16 protein-coding genes are annotated in these 14,515 nt (G+C 63.9%); 9 read left to right on the top strand and 7 right to left on the bottom strand.

Going from position 1 to position 14,515, the window contains the following annotated elements; genetic code table 11:
- Positions 1-38: 38 nt before the first annotated feature.
- The 3 genes from VN934_10250 to VN934_10240 all read right to left on the bottom strand — a co-directional run bounded on the left by VN934_10250 (position 39) and on the right by VN934_10240 (position 3,176).
- On the bottom strand, positions 39-1,664 hold the full coding sequence (locus tag VN934_10250) for a putative ABC exporter domain-containing protein (protein HXM19169.1): 1,626 nt from the start codon (positions 1,662-1,664) through the stop codon (positions 39-41).
- On the bottom strand, positions 1,661-2,380 hold the full coding sequence (locus tag VN934_10245) for an ABC transporter ATP-binding protein (GenBank protein HXM19168.1): 720 nt from the start codon (positions 2,378-2,380) through the stop codon (positions 1,661-1,663). Before VN934_10245 ends, VN934_10250 begins: the two co-directional genes overlap by 4 nt.
- Positions 2,381-2,498: 118 nt before the next feature.
- Entirely contained in the window at positions 2,499-3,176 is a 678-nt protein-coding gene (locus VN934_10240) for a helix-turn-helix domain-containing protein (GenBank protein ID HXM19167.1), read from the bottom strand.
- Between the two features lie 111 nt (positions 3,177-3,287).
- Between VN934_10240 and VN934_10235 the strand changes: the two genes are divergently transcribed.
- The 3 genes from VN934_10235 to VN934_10225 all read left to right on the top strand — a co-directional run bounded on the left by VN934_10235 (position 3,288) and on the right by VN934_10225 (position 4,702).
- Complete coding sequence (locus VN934_10235) at positions 3,288-3,617, top strand: STAS domain-containing protein (GenBank protein HXM19166.1); 330 nt, start codon at positions 3,288-3,290, stop codon at positions 3,615-3,617.
- Between the two features lie 38 nt (positions 3,618-3,655).
- Complete coding sequence (locus VN934_10230) at positions 3,656-4,039, top strand: VOC family protein (protein ID HXM19165.1); 384 nt, start codon at positions 3,656-3,658, stop codon at positions 4,037-4,039.
- A 147-nt stretch (positions 4,040-4,186) separates the two neighbouring features.
- Positions 4,187-4,702 (top strand): DoxX family membrane protein, encoded by a 516-nt coding sequence (locus VN934_10225; GenBank protein HXM19164.1) that lies wholly within the window; start codon positions 4,187-4,189, stop codon positions 4,700-4,702.
- Here VN934_10225 and VN934_10220 read toward each other — a convergent pair.
- Together VN934_10220 and VN934_10215 are read right to left on the bottom strand one after the other, a co-directional pair.
- Positions 4,667-5,785 (bottom strand): DUF4214 domain-containing protein, encoded by a 1,119-nt coding sequence (locus tag VN934_10220; GenBank protein HXM19163.1) that lies wholly within the window; start codon positions 5,783-5,785, stop codon positions 4,667-4,669. The two genes, VN934_10225 and VN934_10220, sit on opposite strands and share 36 nt — an antisense overlap.
- A 46-nt stretch (positions 5,786-5,831) precedes the next feature.
- Positions 5,832-6,353, bottom strand: a complete 522-nt coding sequence (locus tag VN934_10215) for a YbhB/YbcL family Raf kinase inhibitor-like protein (protein ID HXM19162.1) — start codon at positions 6,351-6,353, stop codon at positions 5,832-5,834.
- Positions 6,354-6,420: 67 nt separating this feature from the next.
- Between VN934_10215 and VN934_10210 the strand changes: the two genes are divergently transcribed.
- From VN934_10210 to VN934_10200, 3 genes are all read left to right on the top strand, one after another.
- Positions 6,421-7,794: a TIGR01777 family oxidoreductase gene (locus VN934_10210; protein HXM19161.1), complete on the top strand. Its 1,374-nt coding sequence runs from the start codon at positions 6,421-6,423 to the stop codon at positions 7,792-7,794.
- A gap of 317 nt (positions 7,795-8,111) precedes the next feature.
- On the top strand, positions 8,112-8,522 hold the full coding sequence (locus tag VN934_10205) for a hypothetical protein (GenBank protein ID HXM19160.1): 411 nt from the start codon (positions 8,112-8,114) through the stop codon (positions 8,520-8,522).
- Positions 8,523-8,576: 54 nt separating this feature from the next.
- A complete protein-coding gene (locus VN934_10200) occupies positions 8,577-8,855 on the top strand; it encodes a hypothetical protein (GenBank protein ID HXM19159.1) in 279 nt (92 codons plus the stop codon).
- 102 nt (positions 8,856-8,957) lie between these two features.
- Here the strand turns inward: VN934_10200 and VN934_10195 are convergent, their stop codons facing one another.
- On the bottom strand, positions 8,958-10,577 hold the full coding sequence (locus tag VN934_10195) for a peptide ABC transporter substrate-binding protein (protein HXM19158.1): 1,620 nt from the start codon (positions 10,575-10,577) through the stop codon (positions 8,958-8,960).
- A gap of 158 nt (positions 10,578-10,735) precedes the next feature.
- Between VN934_10195 and VN934_10190 the strand changes: the two genes are divergently transcribed.
- Genes VN934_10190 through VN934_10180 form a run of 3 tightly spaced genes read left to right on the top strand, consistent with a single transcriptional unit; the run spans position 10,736 to position 12,403 of the window.
- Positions 10,736-11,047 (top strand): cupredoxin family copper-binding protein, encoded by a 312-nt coding sequence (locus VN934_10190; GenBank protein HXM19157.1) that lies wholly within the window; start codon positions 10,736-10,738, stop codon positions 11,045-11,047.
- A 19-nt stretch (positions 11,048-11,066) separates the two neighbouring features.
- Positions 11,067-11,939 (top strand): hypothetical protein, encoded by an 873-nt coding sequence (locus tag VN934_10185; protein ID HXM19156.1) that lies wholly within the window; start codon positions 11,067-11,069, stop codon positions 11,937-11,939.
- Between the two features lie 26 nt (positions 11,940-11,965).
- Positions 11,966-12,403 (top strand): VOC family protein, encoded by a 438-nt coding sequence (locus VN934_10180; protein ID HXM19155.1) that lies wholly within the window; start codon positions 11,966-11,968, stop codon positions 12,401-12,403.
- On the opposite strand, the gene VN934_10175 is transcribed toward VN934_10180, so the two are convergent.
- Positions 12,400-14,514: a hypothetical protein gene (locus VN934_10175; protein ID HXM19154.1), complete on the bottom strand. Its 2,115-nt coding sequence runs from the start codon at positions 14,512-14,514 to the stop codon at positions 12,400-12,402. The genes VN934_10180 and VN934_10175 overlap by 4 nt on opposite strands.
- Position 14,515: the final 1 nt, after the last annotated feature.

Genomic DNA, 14,515 nt, shown 5'->3' with positions numbered 1-14,515 from the left:
GAGTGCATATATGAGAAACGTACTGCGCGGGGCTTCCGTTAGCGCTGTTCCGCCCAGGCGAATGCCATGCCGTTCCCGGCCAAGCGCGTGGAGGCGAACCAGATGAGTCCGATACCCTCGAGCACCGCCCAAGAGCAGGCCGCCAGCGCCGACACGATTACCGCCTGCCCGAACACGAACTGAAGCACCACCCAAATGCCGATGGGCGGTAGGAACAACAAATAACAGGCTAGCATCCGCGCCAGCGCCCCCGGCCCGCGCAGGTCACCTTTGGAGGGGAAGATGGAGTAGGCTGCCACGCCCACCGACTGGCCGACCCAGAAGAAGACGGGCAGCAACGCCAAGACCAACCCCGCGGCCGCGTACGCGCCCGAGATCAGCGCCGCGACGATCACGCCTAACGCGACAAACACGGTGAGTCTCAAGGCGGCGGAAAGCGTCCACGTGGCAAGCCGCTCCGGCAGCGGCACCGAGGAGAGCCACCACATCGGCTTGCGCAATTCCACGGCGAGTGTCACAGAGCGCTGGGCGGAAAGCGCGACGGCCGCATAACCGAGTCCGACCCCCAGCCCGATGAGCGTCTCAGTGCCGCCCCCCCGAGCGATGAACCCGAACACGGCGCCGATGCCGATCGCGACCAGGATAAATCCGATCGCGCCGCGCGAGGCTTCCGGTGAACGCCGCAGCGCCAGCCAGTCCTTCCAAAAAATCGGCCACGGTCCCGCGGGAACGCGCGCAAGCGAGAGTTCGACCGGGCGCACGCGCAGCCCGGCGCCGGCATCCGGTAGCGCAGATTCTGCGCGCGTGCCGAGTAGCCGCGACCGCAAGCGCACACGCTGCGCGTACTGACGCACGGATGATTCCCATAGCTCGGGATAGCAATCCCCAGCGGCCACGGCGGCAAGACCCGCCAGCGCGAGCGCCGTGATGAAGAGCGCGAGCATGGATGGCCACTGACCAAGCGCGGTTCCGACCAGCCAACTGCCCGGCGGCAGCGCGAACGCGTGCAGCGGTATCGACTTCAATAACGCGCCTTCGTTCGGCCAGGCTGCGTAGATCGGATAGGCGAGTGCAGCCGCGCCCCCGATCAGCAAAACGCCGCCGATCAATCCCACGCGCGCCTTCGGATAGCGCTGCGCCACCAAAAATACCGGAAGCCGCAGCATCTGCAAGATCCCGGCCCCGACGACGACGGTCAACACGATGAGGATCAGCGACGCTCCGGCGCCGCGAAAGCCGACGCCCATCGCGATAATGGCGAAGATGTAGCGCTGACCCGAACCGATGAACTCCCGCCACTGCAGCCAAAACGCGACCGCTTGCTGCGGCAACGCCGAGCCGCACAGGAAACGCGAATCGGCGGGATACGCGAAGGCGGCGGGAGGGCGCAACGTCGAGCGCGCCATCGTGAACCCCATCAGCGCAAGGTACAGCGCAGGGAACAACGCGAGCGCCGTGGCCGCGATTTCGTGCGGCAGCGCGAACACCGCGGTGCCGACGTAGCTGCCCCGCGAGACGCGGCCGATCGTGACGTACAAAACCCAGAGCGCGAAGAGCCCCCACACCACGAGCCGACCGGGCTGGTGCAGGACGACCTTCAGGCGATTGACCGCCAAGCGCCATTCGAGGTACGCAAGCGCGCCGAGCGCGGCCAGCGCGTTCATCGGGTCAATTCCAAGAAGATGTCTTCGAGCGTCTCGTCTGCGCGGCTGCCACGACTGCGCAATTCGGCGACCGGGCCCGTGGCCAGCGCGCGGCCGGCCTTCATGATGATGACGCGATCGCACATGCTCTCCGCCGACTCGAGCAGATGCGTGCTCATGATGATCGTGCGGCCTTGCTCGCGCAGATCTTTGAGGATGCCGCGCAGTTCGCGCTGGCCCTTGGGATCGAGACCGATCATCGGTTCGTCCAGCATGACCACCGGTGAGTCCGCGAGCACCGTGCACGCGATGAGCGTCTTTTGGCGCATGCCCTTCGAAAGCGATTCGCCGAGCTCGTCGCGCTTGTCCAAGAGATCGAGGCGCGTGATGAGCCCTTGCGCGCGGTCTTCCCACGCGCCGTCGAGGCGGCAGCTCTTGGCGACGAAGACCAAATGCTCCCAGACGGTCAACATCGGATACACTTCCGGCGTTTCGGGGACCAGCGCGATCAGGCGCGCGCGATCGGGCCCGAGCTTGCGGCCATCTAAGGCGATGCTTCCCGCATTGGGGCGCAGTAGCCCGGCCAGGCACAAAAGCGTCGTCGTTTTGCCTGCGCCGTTGGGGCCGAGCAGTCCGACGATCTCGCCACGCTGCGCGGAAAACGAAAGCCCGTCGACGGCGACGAGCTTTCCGAAGCGGCGTGTGAGGTTGTCGACCGCAAGCCCGGAAGCGTTCATCCTAGTACATATCTACGTCGGGCTTGTAGCAACGGACCTTTAGGTCCGTTCGTGTGCTATGTAGCGTTCCGAGCGAAGCTCGGATGTAGTGCCGGGGCTTTAGCCCCGGAAAGAAGCGCTAGCTCGCGACAGCGCCGACGCTCTCAGGCATCGGCTCGATGCGGAAAATCTCGGCGAAGCGCGTCAGCAGCTTCGCATTGCCCTTGAGGTGCACGCTTCCGCTCTTGATCGCTTCGGTGGGGCTGATCGCGCCGGTCATCAACTCCTTGATCGCAGGTCCTGCTTCAATGATCAAGTCTGGCGCCGGCAGCGCTCCGGCCGCGGCTAGGACTTTGCCGTTATCGACGCGAGCGTGGATGACGATGTCGCCGAAATGCAGCTCGAACCCCGCATGCAGTCCGCGAGCGGCCTCGGGGTGGAATGTGGATCGCATCGCCATGACCATCGAGTCGACGGTGATGATCTCTTCCGACCGGGGTTCGTCGAGCAGTTTCGCGCCCCAGCGGCCGAGCCGGATCAACACATCCTCGAGCTCCGCGCCGTACTCGGTCAACTCGTAGATCACCGAGCCCGAGGGGCGCGGCAGCACGCGCCGCCGCACCACGCCTGCGGCCTCGAGCTCCTTGAGCCTCGCCGTTAGCACGTTGGTCGGGATCTTCGGCAGCCCGCGGTGCAGGTCGGTAAAGCGCCTTGGACCCACGAGAAGGTCGCGCACGATGAGCACGGCCCAGCGCTCGCCGACGACCTCAAGGGCCCTCGCGAGCCCGCAGAACTGGCCGTAGGCCCGAGTCTTCATGCTCCCTTTATACCATACTTGCCAATCAAGAATCTACTTGCTTTTTGCAAGTAGTGGGGTTATAATGCTGGGAAAGCCAGCCAGAATAGGCCGCCGGATAGGGGAAGAACCATGAAAATCTCAGTCGCAGACCTCGGCAATAATCAGACCGATGCGCGGGTCGCTTTGGTCGGCGATCTGGACGACGCCGGCGGCAAGCTCGCCCGTGCGGAGCTTGCAAGCGCCGTGAAATCGGGCAAGATCAATCTTTTGATCGACCTCGACCGCGTCGGCGCGCTCAACTCCGGCGGCCTAGCCGCGCTGATCGCCACCTTGCGGCTCGCCCGCGAACGTGGCGGCGACGTGAGGGTGCAAGCGACGCAGCCGCATATCCGCCGAGTCATGGAACTCACCGGACTGTCGCGGGTCTTTCGCTTAGCATCCCCAGGACTGGCAGCCTAGGGCGTATTCAAACACTCAAACACTAAAGGAGATGTACAATGGGTAACCCGGTCGTTCATTTCGAAGTCATGGGAAAAGACGCGAAAGCGCTTCAGAGCTTCTATAAGCAAGCATTTGATTGGCAGTTCGAGCCGCCCGTCGCCGGTGTCAACGTTCCGAACTATTCGCTTGTGCATCCTCAGAACGGCAGCACCAAAGGCGGCATCGACGGCATCAACGGCGGCATCGGCGACTCACCGGAGGGCTATGCAGGCCACGTCACGTTCTACGTAGCGGTTCCCGACATCAAGGCCGCGCTCGGCAAGATCGAGACTCTCGGCGGCAAGCGCTTGATGGGTCCCGACGTCGTGCCGGGCGGAGGTCCCACGATTGCCATGTTCGCCGATCCCGAGGAACACGTCATCGGGCTCGTGCAAATATAGCAATGGAGCCTAGATGTAGCGTTCCGAGCGAAGCTTGGAGTTTACTATGGTGTGCCGGACTGTTATAGTCCGGCATAGTCCTGGGAGTAGCAGCGGACCTTATCGGTCCGCTTTGCTTTTGAGGCGAGATTCGGGTATGCTGAAATCGTGCCTAATCTTTGGCTTCGCGCCGTCGACTACGGCATCATCGGCTTCGCCGAAAAATACGGTCTGTGGCTGCTGCGCCTGGCGCTGGGAATAATCTTCATCTGGTTCGGCGCGCTCAAGGTGCTCGGCATCAGTCCGGCTGCTGAGTTGGTCGCCAGCGTGCTCACCTTTGTGCCGGCGCACACCGCCGTTCTTTCACTCGGCATACTCGAGATCGCGATCGGCGTCGGTCTGATCACCGGTTTGGCCGCCCGGCTCACGCTGTTGCTCTTCGCGCTGCAGATGGCGGGCACGTTCGTGGTTCTCGTGCTCAAACCGGAGCTCTCGTTTCAGCAAGGCAATCCGTTCGCACTGACCATGACGGGCGAGTTCGTGGTCAAGAATCTCGTGCTGCTGACCGCAGGGTTCGCGGTGGCGGCGCAGATTCCGAAAACCCGCCCTGGCGAAGGACTCTTCGGGATGCTACGCCGCAATCAGCCGCTAATACGTCCGCCCCGCGCTCACCGTCACCGATAGGTCCTGCGTGACATCTCCGAAGAAACCGAAGCCTGCGCGGCGCAGCTGCCAGCGGAAATCGTAAGTCCCCGGCGACTGCGGTGCGATCACGTTGAAGGTGAAGGTCACGGCGTTACCCGGGTTGACCGGCGCCGGCATCGGGATAGCGATCGTCGACCACGTGGGCGTGCCGTCCGGATACACGTTGAGCGCGTAGCTGTTCGGATCCCATTGCGTTCTGCCCGTATTGCGCATGCTGACCGAGACATAGTACGTCTGTCCGGCGATCATGCCGTTGGGCACGTTTTGATTGACGAACTGAGCGGCGTCACCTTGCTGTAATCCGTAATTGCCAGGGTTGTTGCCCCCGCCGAAACCGAACGGCGGGCCGACGACCCCATTGCCGGTCTGGTTGCGATTGTAGTACTCAGCCGTCGTCAGAAGCCCGACCGCGATATCCTCTTCGGTCGTGCCGCGCTGCATCGCTTGAACGTTCTGCGCTTTGCCCGACGGGTCGGCTGCACGCTTGAGAAACGCGCCGTACAGCGAGTCGACGATGCGCCCGAGGGCCTCAGGACTCCCGTAGATCTCATTCACGATCTCGGTTCGATTCTTACCCTGGTTGATCTGCTGCACCCAAGTCTCCACGCCGCCGTAACCCGGGCTGCGGCCAAGCATGTCTCGGAACAGACCGTTGAGCCAGCCGCGCGCGTTGGAGCCGTGCAGCGAGAAGTATTCCTGCGAGGCCAGCAGCGACACGCGCAGGCTGCGCAGCGACCCGCCGTTCCGGACGAAGTTCGCCAGATCGGCGTCCGTCATGCCGCGGTGCATATAGGCCGAGAACATGTCACGCACGCGGAGCCTGCGATACTCGTCGCTCTTGATGAACTCGCGGGCGACATCCACGCGCGACTTCGAGCCGCTATCCAAGCCCGGCACCCAGGCCGCCAACCCGTCGTAGCCGGGCGAGCGCTGGAGCACGTCGCGATAGAGCGCGGCGACGTACGCCATGTTCTGTTCGTGGCTTGGCGCGCTCAGGGCCGGGATGGCCGTAAAGACGACTGCCAACGCGGCGAGGGCCGCCGAAAAGAGCGTTCGATTCATGAATTTCACCTCGCTATAAGAACGGATTTTGGCGGCCGAACGTCCCCTACCGGCCATATCGGCCGGTGAGCGTGGTTTTGGCCAAGGTGTGCTTCTCGATGAGTTTCAAGAGATCGGGGCCGGTGGTGCTCGCACCCGCGCCGTCAACCTTCGCGACGTCGAGGGCGTACAGCGTGAAGACATAATGATGCGCCGGGCCGGGGGGCGGGCACGGCCCGCCATAGGCCGGCGAACCGAAGCTCGTCATGCCTTGGATCATCGCGCCGGCAGTCAACTTACCGCTGGCGGCGCCAGCGTTTTCCTTGAGTCCGCTCCAGCCGGCGGGGATGTTGAACACGATCCAATGCCACCAGCCGCCGTTCACGGGAGCATCCGGATCGAACATCGTCAGCGCGAAACTCTTGGTCGCTTTTCGGGCGCCGCTCCACTCGAGATCGGGCGACATGTTGGCGCCGGTGCAATTGTAACCGTGGTACACGGATGTCGCGGGCAGCGTGGCGCCTTCGTGTGGGATCGCGTGACTGGCTAATACAAACGTCGTGGCTGCGGCAAGGATCGGCAATAACATGCGGATGGCTCCTCGTGGGGACTCTTCTTGCTAGAGGCGCGGGTTTCGACCGCGCGAACGCCTCGTCATGCAAAGCGTGGTCGTCACCGGAGCGTCCGGGTTCATCGGCAAGGCGCTGGTGGCGGCCCTCTTGAGCCGGGGCGACGCGGTCACCGCGCTCTCGCGCGACCCCGCGAAAGCAAAGATCCCTCCAGGCGTCCGCGTGGCGCGCTTTGATCCGCTCGATCCACACCCCAACCCCGAGCCGTTCGAGGGTCAAGACGCGGTCGTCCACCTGGCCGGCGAATCCGTGTCGGGGCGCTGGACGGCGCAGAAAAAACAAGCGATAAGGGAGTCGCGCGTCGTGGGCACGCGCAATCTCGTCGCATCGCTTGCCGCGTGCACGCAAAAGCCAAGGACGCTGGTCAGCGCCTCCGCGGTCGGCTACTACGGTTCACGCGGCGACGAGCCGCTCGAAGAATGGGCCTCGCCGGGCACCGGATTTCTCGCCGAGGTGTGCGCCGAGTGGGAAAAAGAGGCAAAGCGAGCGGCGCAGCACGGCACCCGCGTCGTGCTCATGCGCCAAGCGATCGTCTTCGGAACCGGAGGCGGCGCGCTGCAGGAGATGTTGCCGCCTTTTCGCTGGTTTGCGGGCGGTCCGCTCGGCAACGGCACGCAGTGGTTCCCCTGGATCCACCTCGAGGACGACATAGCGCTGTTCGTGTGGGCCCTGGAACATCCTAACATAGCCGGCGCGGTCAACGCCGTCGCGCCCGACATCGCGAACAACGCGCGCGTCGCGGCCGCCATCGGGCACGCGCTGACCAGGCCTGCGCTCGCCTACGCGCCGGGATTCGCGCTGCATGCGCTGCTCGGGGAATTCGCCGACTCGCTGCTCGCAAGCCAACTCGTGCTGCCGGCGCGCGCAAGCGATGAGGGGTTCACGTTCAAACACGACCGTCTGGAAGCCGCGCTGCTCGAGCTTCTGGCGCCCGGCTCAAAAAAGAAACCCGCGACGCACGAACTCACCTCTACGACGCTCGTCCACGGAGACATCAGCCGAGTCTTCGAATATTTTTCCAACCCGGCAAACCTCGAACGCATCACGCAGCCGAAATATGGATTGAAGATTCTCACGCCGCAGCCGATCGCAATGCGTCGCGGGACCACCATCGAATATCGCCTGCACGTCTGGGGCGCAGCGCTGCGCTGGAAGTCGTTGATCGCGGAATGGAAGCCGGGTGTGGAGTTCGTGGATTACCAATTGCGCGGGCCGTATGCGTTGTGGCGGCACCGTCACCGGTTTTCGGAAGAAGAAGATGGCGTGCGGGTGGACGATCTAGTCGAGTATTCGTTGCCGTTGGCGCCGCTCAGCGGGCTGGCGTTGCCGTTGGTGCGGGCCGACCTCGCGAACATGTTTTCGTATCGCAAAAGCCGGCTGGAGGAGGGCGGGACGCCTTAGCCTATGCGGACGCCCCAGCCCTGGAAGTCGCTCGCCGCGCTAGGCGGAAGGATTATCGTCGGGTGATCGGCGCTCAGTCCTTTGAGGAAAATCATGGTCCCGCTCCTTTAGCCGGAACGTCCGGCGGTCGCATTACGTTTTCATAGACGTATACTGGGCCGGGTGCAGAAGGTTTCATTACCTTGTTCAACCGGGTTCGGGACAGGCGTGTCCGGCAGACGTCTAGAAGCTTAAGAGCGAGTAACCCCCATCGACGACGCCACCTCGCGCAATCATATTTTGCCGGCGTTGTCTTCTTTCAATACTCTGGAGGAACCATGAAGAAACTTATTGCGTTGGTCGCACTCGTGGCTGTTGCCGCGTGGGCGAGCATCGCCCTTGCAGGCCCGATGATGAGCAGCGGCAAGACGATGAACGTCAAGATCGCGGCCCAAAACGATTCATACGAGACCGGCAAGGCCACCCTTACCGCTGCAGGCGCCAAGACCAAAGTCGTGATCAGCATCAAAGGCGAGCCGGCCGGCGCCAGTCAGCCCGCCCACATCCACACCGGAACCTGCGCGAAGCTCGGCGGCGTGGTCTATCCGCTGACCAACGTCGTGGGCGGCACGTCGACGACCTGGGTCAACGCATCGTTGAGCACGATCAAGTCCAAGGGCACGGCCATCAACCTCCACCAGTCGGCCAAGAACCTAGCCAAGTACGTGGCCTGCGGCCAGTTCAAGTAAGGAACCCGCTAGAGCAAGGAGGACCGGCGTAAGCCGGTCCTTCATTTTCCATCCATGACGGAACAAGAGCTCGTCGACCTTCTGGCCGCCTCCGGCCGCGGCGACGATCTCCTCGCTCTCCTCGACAAACTCGGTTTCAAGCGCTCGTTCGTCGCGGAGCGCGTGCTGTCGTCCGCGTCGCCGGTCACGGTGTCGCAGATCGCGATGCTCTGGATGGGAATGCCCAACAAACACGATCGCAAGAGAACACGGCAACTGTTCGAAGCGCTGGCCGATGCCGGATTGCTGGTGAAGGCCGACGACTCTGGCGACGTCTACAAGAAACCCGCGTGAAATCCGTAGCCACGGTTTGTAATGCCGGGGCTTTAGCCCCGGAATAATCGAAATGTAGCCACGGACCTTTAGGTCCGTGTAGCGTTCCGAGCGAAGCTCGGATTACTTCTTATACCATTGCCACGCATTCCAGGTCGGAGAGAACGGCGTGGGTGCAAAGCCGCGTAGATTTTTGACGCGCGCGTAGCCATAGCGCGGCGCGTACAAGAAGACGTACGGGACCTCGCTCGCGAGCTGCCGCTGGACGCGCGAGTACAGCGCTTGCCGCTCGCGCCTGTCCGTGCGCGTTAGCGCGAGATTCTCCAAGCGATCCAGCGCCGGATCGCAGTAGCCGGCGTAATTCTGCGGACCCGCGCACGTGACGATATCCGAATCGTCGGGATCCTCGCCCGCGCGCCAGGCGAAGTACGCCATGTCGAACTTGCCGCTCATCAGCAAGCCGCCCACCGACTTGGGCAGATAGAAATGCGCGAGCGTCACCTTCTTGATAGTCACGGCGATGCCGCGCGCATGCAGCATGGCCTGCACGTACTCGGCGGTGCGAACGGCGGTGTCGCCCTCGGGGAACACGGCAATGCCGATTTCGAGCGGCCGCCCGCCGCGCGCGCGCATGCCATCGGGGCCGCGCGCATATCCTAGCGCATCAAGCGCAGCATCGGCCGCTGCGGGATCGTACGCGGGTAAACGCGCGCCCGGGTCATACGCCCACGAAAATGGCGGCTGATCGCTATCCGTCACCGGATACTGGCCTTGCGTGATCGCGCTGCTCAGCTTGCGTCGATCGATCGCCTGCGTCAACGCGCGGCGCATGCGCACGTCGTCGAAGGGCGGCCGGCGACAGTTGAACGTCAACGCGCCGAAGCCGGCAAAGGGCGCGAAATCAACGGTCAGCGTCGCCGGAGTGCCGAGCGACAGGCGCTGGGCGGGCGAGAGCAGCGACCAGTCCAGTTCGCCGCTGCGCAGCAGGGTCAGATCGGTGTTGATGTCGGGCACTTCTTCCACCACGAGCGTGCGCGCGCGCGGCGCGCCGCGATAATAATGAGGATTGGCGCGGTAAAACAACCGCGCGCCGCGATCCCACGAGTCGAGGATGAACGCGCCGGTGCCCACCGGATGCAGGTTGAACGGCGCGTCGCGCAACTGTCCGCGGCCCTCCAACAGATGCGCGGGAAGAATGGGCATCGGGTGCACGCCGTAGGTGAAGAGCGTCTGCACGGCAGGTCCCCAGGCTCTCTTGAGATGGACCACGGCGGTGTAGTCGTCCGGCGTGTCGACGGCCGCGATGAGATCGTATCCGTGCGTGCTCGGCACGTCGTTGCGCGGCTCGACGATCGCGTGCCAGGTGAAGCGCACGTCGCGCGAGGTGAACGCCACGCCGTCCTGCCAGTACACGCCGCGTCGGAGATGATACGTGATCGTGCGGCCGTCCGCGCTCACGCCGCCATTCGCGGTCGTAGGCACCTCGCGCGCGAGCGCCGGGATCTGCCGACCGCTCGGATCGACGTCGAGCAGCATATCGAACGCGAGATGCGCGATCTGGCGCTCGTCGTCGCTTTGCGCGAGGATAGGGTTGAGCGAGTGCGGGTCTTCGGAGACGTTGAACGTGATGACGTCGCGCGCTGCGCCGGGCTGGGTGCTCCGCCCGCACGCCGCACCTGCGAGAACGCTTGCCGCGCACAGGCAGAGGAGCGTGCGCTGAAAGAACGATGAGAATTTGCGCATTAAGTGAACCGTCCGAATGACTTGCGACGTTTATGTTGTATACATTGTAAATGTAGCGTTCCGAGCGCTAGCTCGGAAAATCGTCGGAGGTCCCCATGACAAGAGGTTCCCTACTTATCGCAATATTTTCGGTCCTAGCACTCGGCTTGTTCGTAGCAGTGACAGCAAGCGCTTACCCGAACTATTCGGCCTCGCCTGCCCCGGCCGCGTCGCCGATCGTCGTCATTATCCGGGACTTCGCATTCAAGCCGTCAAGCCTCACCGTGCCCGTCGGCACGACCGTCTTATGGAAGAACGAAGATAGCGCCGCGCATACTGCGACCTCGCTCACAGGTGCGTGGGATAGCGGGAACCTCGATCAAGGCCAGAGCTATACCTTCAAGTTCACGAAAGCCGGCACGTACGACTACGTGTGCAACTACCACCCCAACATGCGCGCCACGATCACCGTGAAGGATTCCGGCCAGTAACACCCCGTAGCAAGGCTTCATGAGAGGCCCTGCTTGGATCGTGACCGCGGCGCTGGGCGCCGCCTTGGTCATCAGCGCCACCGGCGCCGTAACGCCGCCCATGAAGTCGGCGCCTGCCGATGAATATTTCGGCCGCCAGAAGCTGAGCTACCTGGGCATCAACAACACGTTCCGCGACCAGGCGGTGCGCGCCGGCGCGCACACGACGCTCGGCATGATCATCACGCCGGTCGGCGCGGCCGATGAAGCGCTGCACGACTGGGAGCAAAAATATCCCAACGATCCGCAACTCTCACGCTCCTATTACCTCGGCACGTTGGCGTTCCGCAAGATCTGGACCAAGGAGTTCCAAGACAAAGCTTGGGACTACATGCACATCATCGTGCGGCGCTTTCCGAAGTCGTTTTTCGCCAAGCAGGTGAGAGCGGACATCGCTCGCGGCTTCACGGAACATTATTACGCCGAGGCGCTGCCGTGCCCGAGTCCAACGCCGCCCCCAACCCAGCCGCAATTTCCGCCGCCGACGTTTGGTCCGAGACAGCCGCGCGCGACGCCGACGCCGAGTCCATCGCCATCACCGGCTCCCACGCCCAGCCCGACGCCGACCCCGACGCCCGCGCCGGGTCAGCCGAACCTCGACATCTTGACGCCGGATTGCGTACCGCCGGCGACCCCGACGCCCATTCCGACTTTCACGCCGACCACCGCACCCTCGCCGCTGCTGCCCGTGCCCACGCTAGCGCCGCCGACGCCGCATGCATCGCCGACCGCAGCGACGCAATTGTCGCCGCCGCCCGCTCCGGCCATCACGCCGACCCCGGCGCCCTCGCCGCTGCTGCCGGTGCCGACGCTCGCGCCGCCCACCCCGCACCCATCGCCGACGCGGACGTAAATCGAGACAAGAAAGAAGAAACGCACGTGCAAAAAATCACCCCGTTCTTGTGGTTCGACGGCAAAGTCCAAGAGGCGGTGAAGTTCTATACCTCAGTTTTTAGAAACTCGAAGGTCATAAGCGTGAGTCGCGAGAGCGCGAGATTCCAGCTCGAAGGGCAAGAATTCATGGCACTGAACGGCGGTCCGCAATTCACCTTCACGCCGGCCATATCGTTTTTTGTGAACGTCGAAACGCAGCAAGAAGTAGACGAGCTGTGGGAAAAACTTTCCGAAGGCGGAGAAAAGGGAAGATGCGGCTGGCTCAAAGACAAGTTCGGGCTGTCGTGGCAAGTCATCCCTACCGTTTTAGGCGACCTGCTGCAAGACGAAGATGATGCGAAATCAGAGCGCGTCATGCAGGCGATGCTTCAAATGGATAAACTTGACATCAAGAAGCTGCAGCAGGCACACGAGCACGCTTAATAAGAAAAACTGGACCTGACCGAGGTCCGGTGCCACGCGCCGGTTCCAGCGCGGGTCCATAGCTCGACCGAACCCTTGCCTTTCAGCACCCCGTATTCGATCGTGCGCGTGACCACAAGATCGTCGCCTTCTGGCGTCGTGGTCACCGTCACAAGCGGATATGGCCGGCCTGCGTATTTCAATTCGTACGCACGCTCTTGATCCATGCTCATGATGATCGCGTTGCCCGGCACATCCACATCGGGAGCGACGTCGGTTCGAACCGTCAGCCACTGGCCCGGCCCGAGCGCGGAGGCCAAGTGCAACGTCGGCTCCAGGATCGCGCTCGCGTCCGCAACGTCGTAGCGCTCCGCGGGAAGAGAAACGTCTCTGCGCGGCAAGCTCCGGTCGCGCAAGAACATGTTGGCGCCGAGAACGTCGCTGATACTCAGCGCCGCCAGATCGAGCCGATACGCGACTAACGTGCCGCCTTCGCCGGCGAGCCGCCGGCCCGGCGTCGCGCCGCACACCAAGAACAAGCCCGTCGCAACCGGCGCGAAGAAGAGCTGCTCGCCGCCGTAGGTCGCGCCGGTGGCATGCGCTTCGGGCGAGCCGTCCGCACTGAGGCGCGCCACGAAGATCATCGCGCGCCCCAGAGAACTGCGCGTGAACGCGGCCCATTCAGCGCCGTCGACCACGGCCACGGCGCCGACATCGCCCGCAAACGTCGCCTCATGATGCCACGACCTGCCGTCGCGCGTCCACCACAGCGCGCTATGCGAATCAGCGATCAGCGGGCCGGCGGCTTGCCGGTCAAGCGGCGCCGCGCCCCACACGCGTCCATCGTCGCTGCGACCGAGCACGGCGAACGGGAACAGCGGCGATTCGACGACCGAAAAATTACCCGAAGCGTCGCCCGCCAGCAAACGACCGAGATGCGAGGCAAGCCAGCGCGTGCCGGTCAAAGGACCGACGGGATAAAAGCGCCACTCGAGCATCGCGGCGTCGAGCGCATCCTCCGAGGGCCGCAGCGGCGGCCACAGCGTCTCGCCTTTGACGATACCGGCCATCGCCCGCGCGAGCGGCGCCATGTCGCGCGCTTCGTCAGGGATGCTCATCGCGTAGCGATGATACGAACCGCCGCGCCAGAACAGCATCTGATCCTCTTCCGGCCGGAAGAAGTAGAGTCGACCGTCGGATCCGGCTCCAAGACCGTCGCCCACCGTGAAGATCGGCTCGTGCGGCAGAACCGGGAAGATGAAGTTCACGAAATCCGGCGTCGCGGCGACGATGCGCTCGACCCCGTACGAAAACGCGAAGTACGCCATGCCGTTGCGATACGCGCCTTGGTACACGGGGGAGCCGAGCGGCAGGATGGGAACAAGCGCATCGCCGTAGGGCGAGCCGGAAAAATTCAGTGGCGCCGCATTGTCCGGGCCGAGTCGATCGAAGAGGCGTCCTGGCTTGCGCTGGCCGTCGATCCACGCGGCGAAAGCGCCGATGATCGCGAACGCGCCGTTCGCAGCGACGCCTTCGATGCGCAGCGCGCGCGCGCCGACTTGCGAGATCGCATACCGGCCATCGGAGCGGCGCCACACCGACAAGCGATCGGTCGCTTTCGGCGACACGAAGCTGCCTGAAGAAACCGCGGAGTCGGACGCGATGCGCGCGAAGGGCGCCCCGACGTCGGACGCGCTGCCCACGTCGATGGTCTGGTGCTGACCCCCGTCCGAAACGCGGACCGTTGTCGGTCCTGACCATACGACCGACGTCGCGCGGCCATCGGTGCTCAATTGGGTGAGCGCGCGCCGGCCGGCGTCGACCAGAAACGCCTGCGTCGGCGACGCCGTGCGCCAATCGCCGTTGACGCCGGCGCCGGCGAACGTCGCGATCAAAACGGCGCGCGTGCCGGCGGCGTCGAAGCGAGCAGCGCCGACGACCACGCCCCGCAGTTGGCCGAACGGCAGGGGCAGCAAGTGAAGGTAACGGCCGTCACGAAGTTGCAAGTCGACATCCGGGCGCGGCTGCGCAAGGCCTTGCGCGGGCGTCCAAGCAAGCGCCATGCCCGCGAGCGCAAGGAAGACCGCGCGCCGCGTAACGTTCTCCGGCGGGAAGGCCGATACACAAGACATC

It is taken from the genome of Candidatus Tumulicola sp. (assembly GCA_035601835.1).
Taxonomy (GTDB): domain Bacteria; phylum Vulcanimicrobiota; class Vulcanimicrobiia; order Eremiobacterales; family Eremiobacteraceae; genus DATNNM01.
This window is presented reverse-complemented; position numbering and strand designations above follow the sequence as displayed.

Bases quoted from the DNA above. Each gene is read 5' to 3' on its own strand.
- VN934_10250 (HXM19169.1), bottom strand. From the start codon at position 1,664: ATGAACGCGCTGGCCGCGCTCGGCGCGCTTGCGTACCTCGAATGGCGC.
- VN934_10245 (HXM19168.1), bottom strand. From the start codon at position 2,380: ATGAACGCTTCCGGGCTTGCGGTCGACAACCTCACACGCCGCTTCGGA.
- VN934_10240 (HXM19167.1), bottom strand. From the start codon at position 3,176: ATGAAGACTCGGGCCTACGGCCAGTTCTGCGGGCTCGCGAGGGCCCTT.
- VN934_10235 (HXM19166.1), top strand. From the start codon at position 3,288: ATGAAAATCTCAGTCGCAGACCTCGGCAATAATCAGACCGATGCGCGG.
- VN934_10230 (HXM19165.1), top strand. From the start codon at position 3,656: ATGGGTAACCCGGTCGTTCATTTCGAAGTCATGGGAAAAGACGCGAAA.
- VN934_10220 (HXM19163.1), bottom strand. From the start codon at position 5,785: ATGAATCGAACGCTCTTTTCGGCGGCCCTCGCCGCGTTGGCAGTCGTC.
- VN934_10215 (HXM19162.1), bottom strand. From the start codon at position 6,353: ATGTTATTGCCGATCCTTGCCGCAGCCACGACGTTTGTATTAGCCAGT.
- VN934_10210 (HXM19161.1), top strand. From the start codon at position 6,421: ATGCAAAGCGTGGTCGTCACCGGAGCGTCCGGGTTCATCGGCAAGGCG.
- VN934_10205 (HXM19160.1), top strand. From the start codon at position 8,112: ATGAAGAAACTTATTGCGTTGGTCGCACTCGTGGCTGTTGCCGCGTGG.
- VN934_10200 (HXM19159.1), top strand. From the start codon at position 8,577: ATGACGGAACAAGAGCTCGTCGACCTTCTGGCCGCCTCCGGCCGCGGC.
- VN934_10195 (HXM19158.1), bottom strand. From the start codon at position 10,577: ATGCGCAAATTCTCATCGTTCTTTCAGCGCACGCTCCTCTGCCTGTGC.
- VN934_10185 (HXM19156.1), top strand. From the start codon at position 11,067: ATGAGAGGCCCTGCTTGGATCGTGACCGCGGCGCTGGGCGCCGCCTTG.
- VN934_10175 (HXM19154.1), bottom strand. From the start codon at position 14,514: ATGTCTTGTGTATCGGCCTTCCCGCCGGAGAACGTTACGCGGCGCGCG.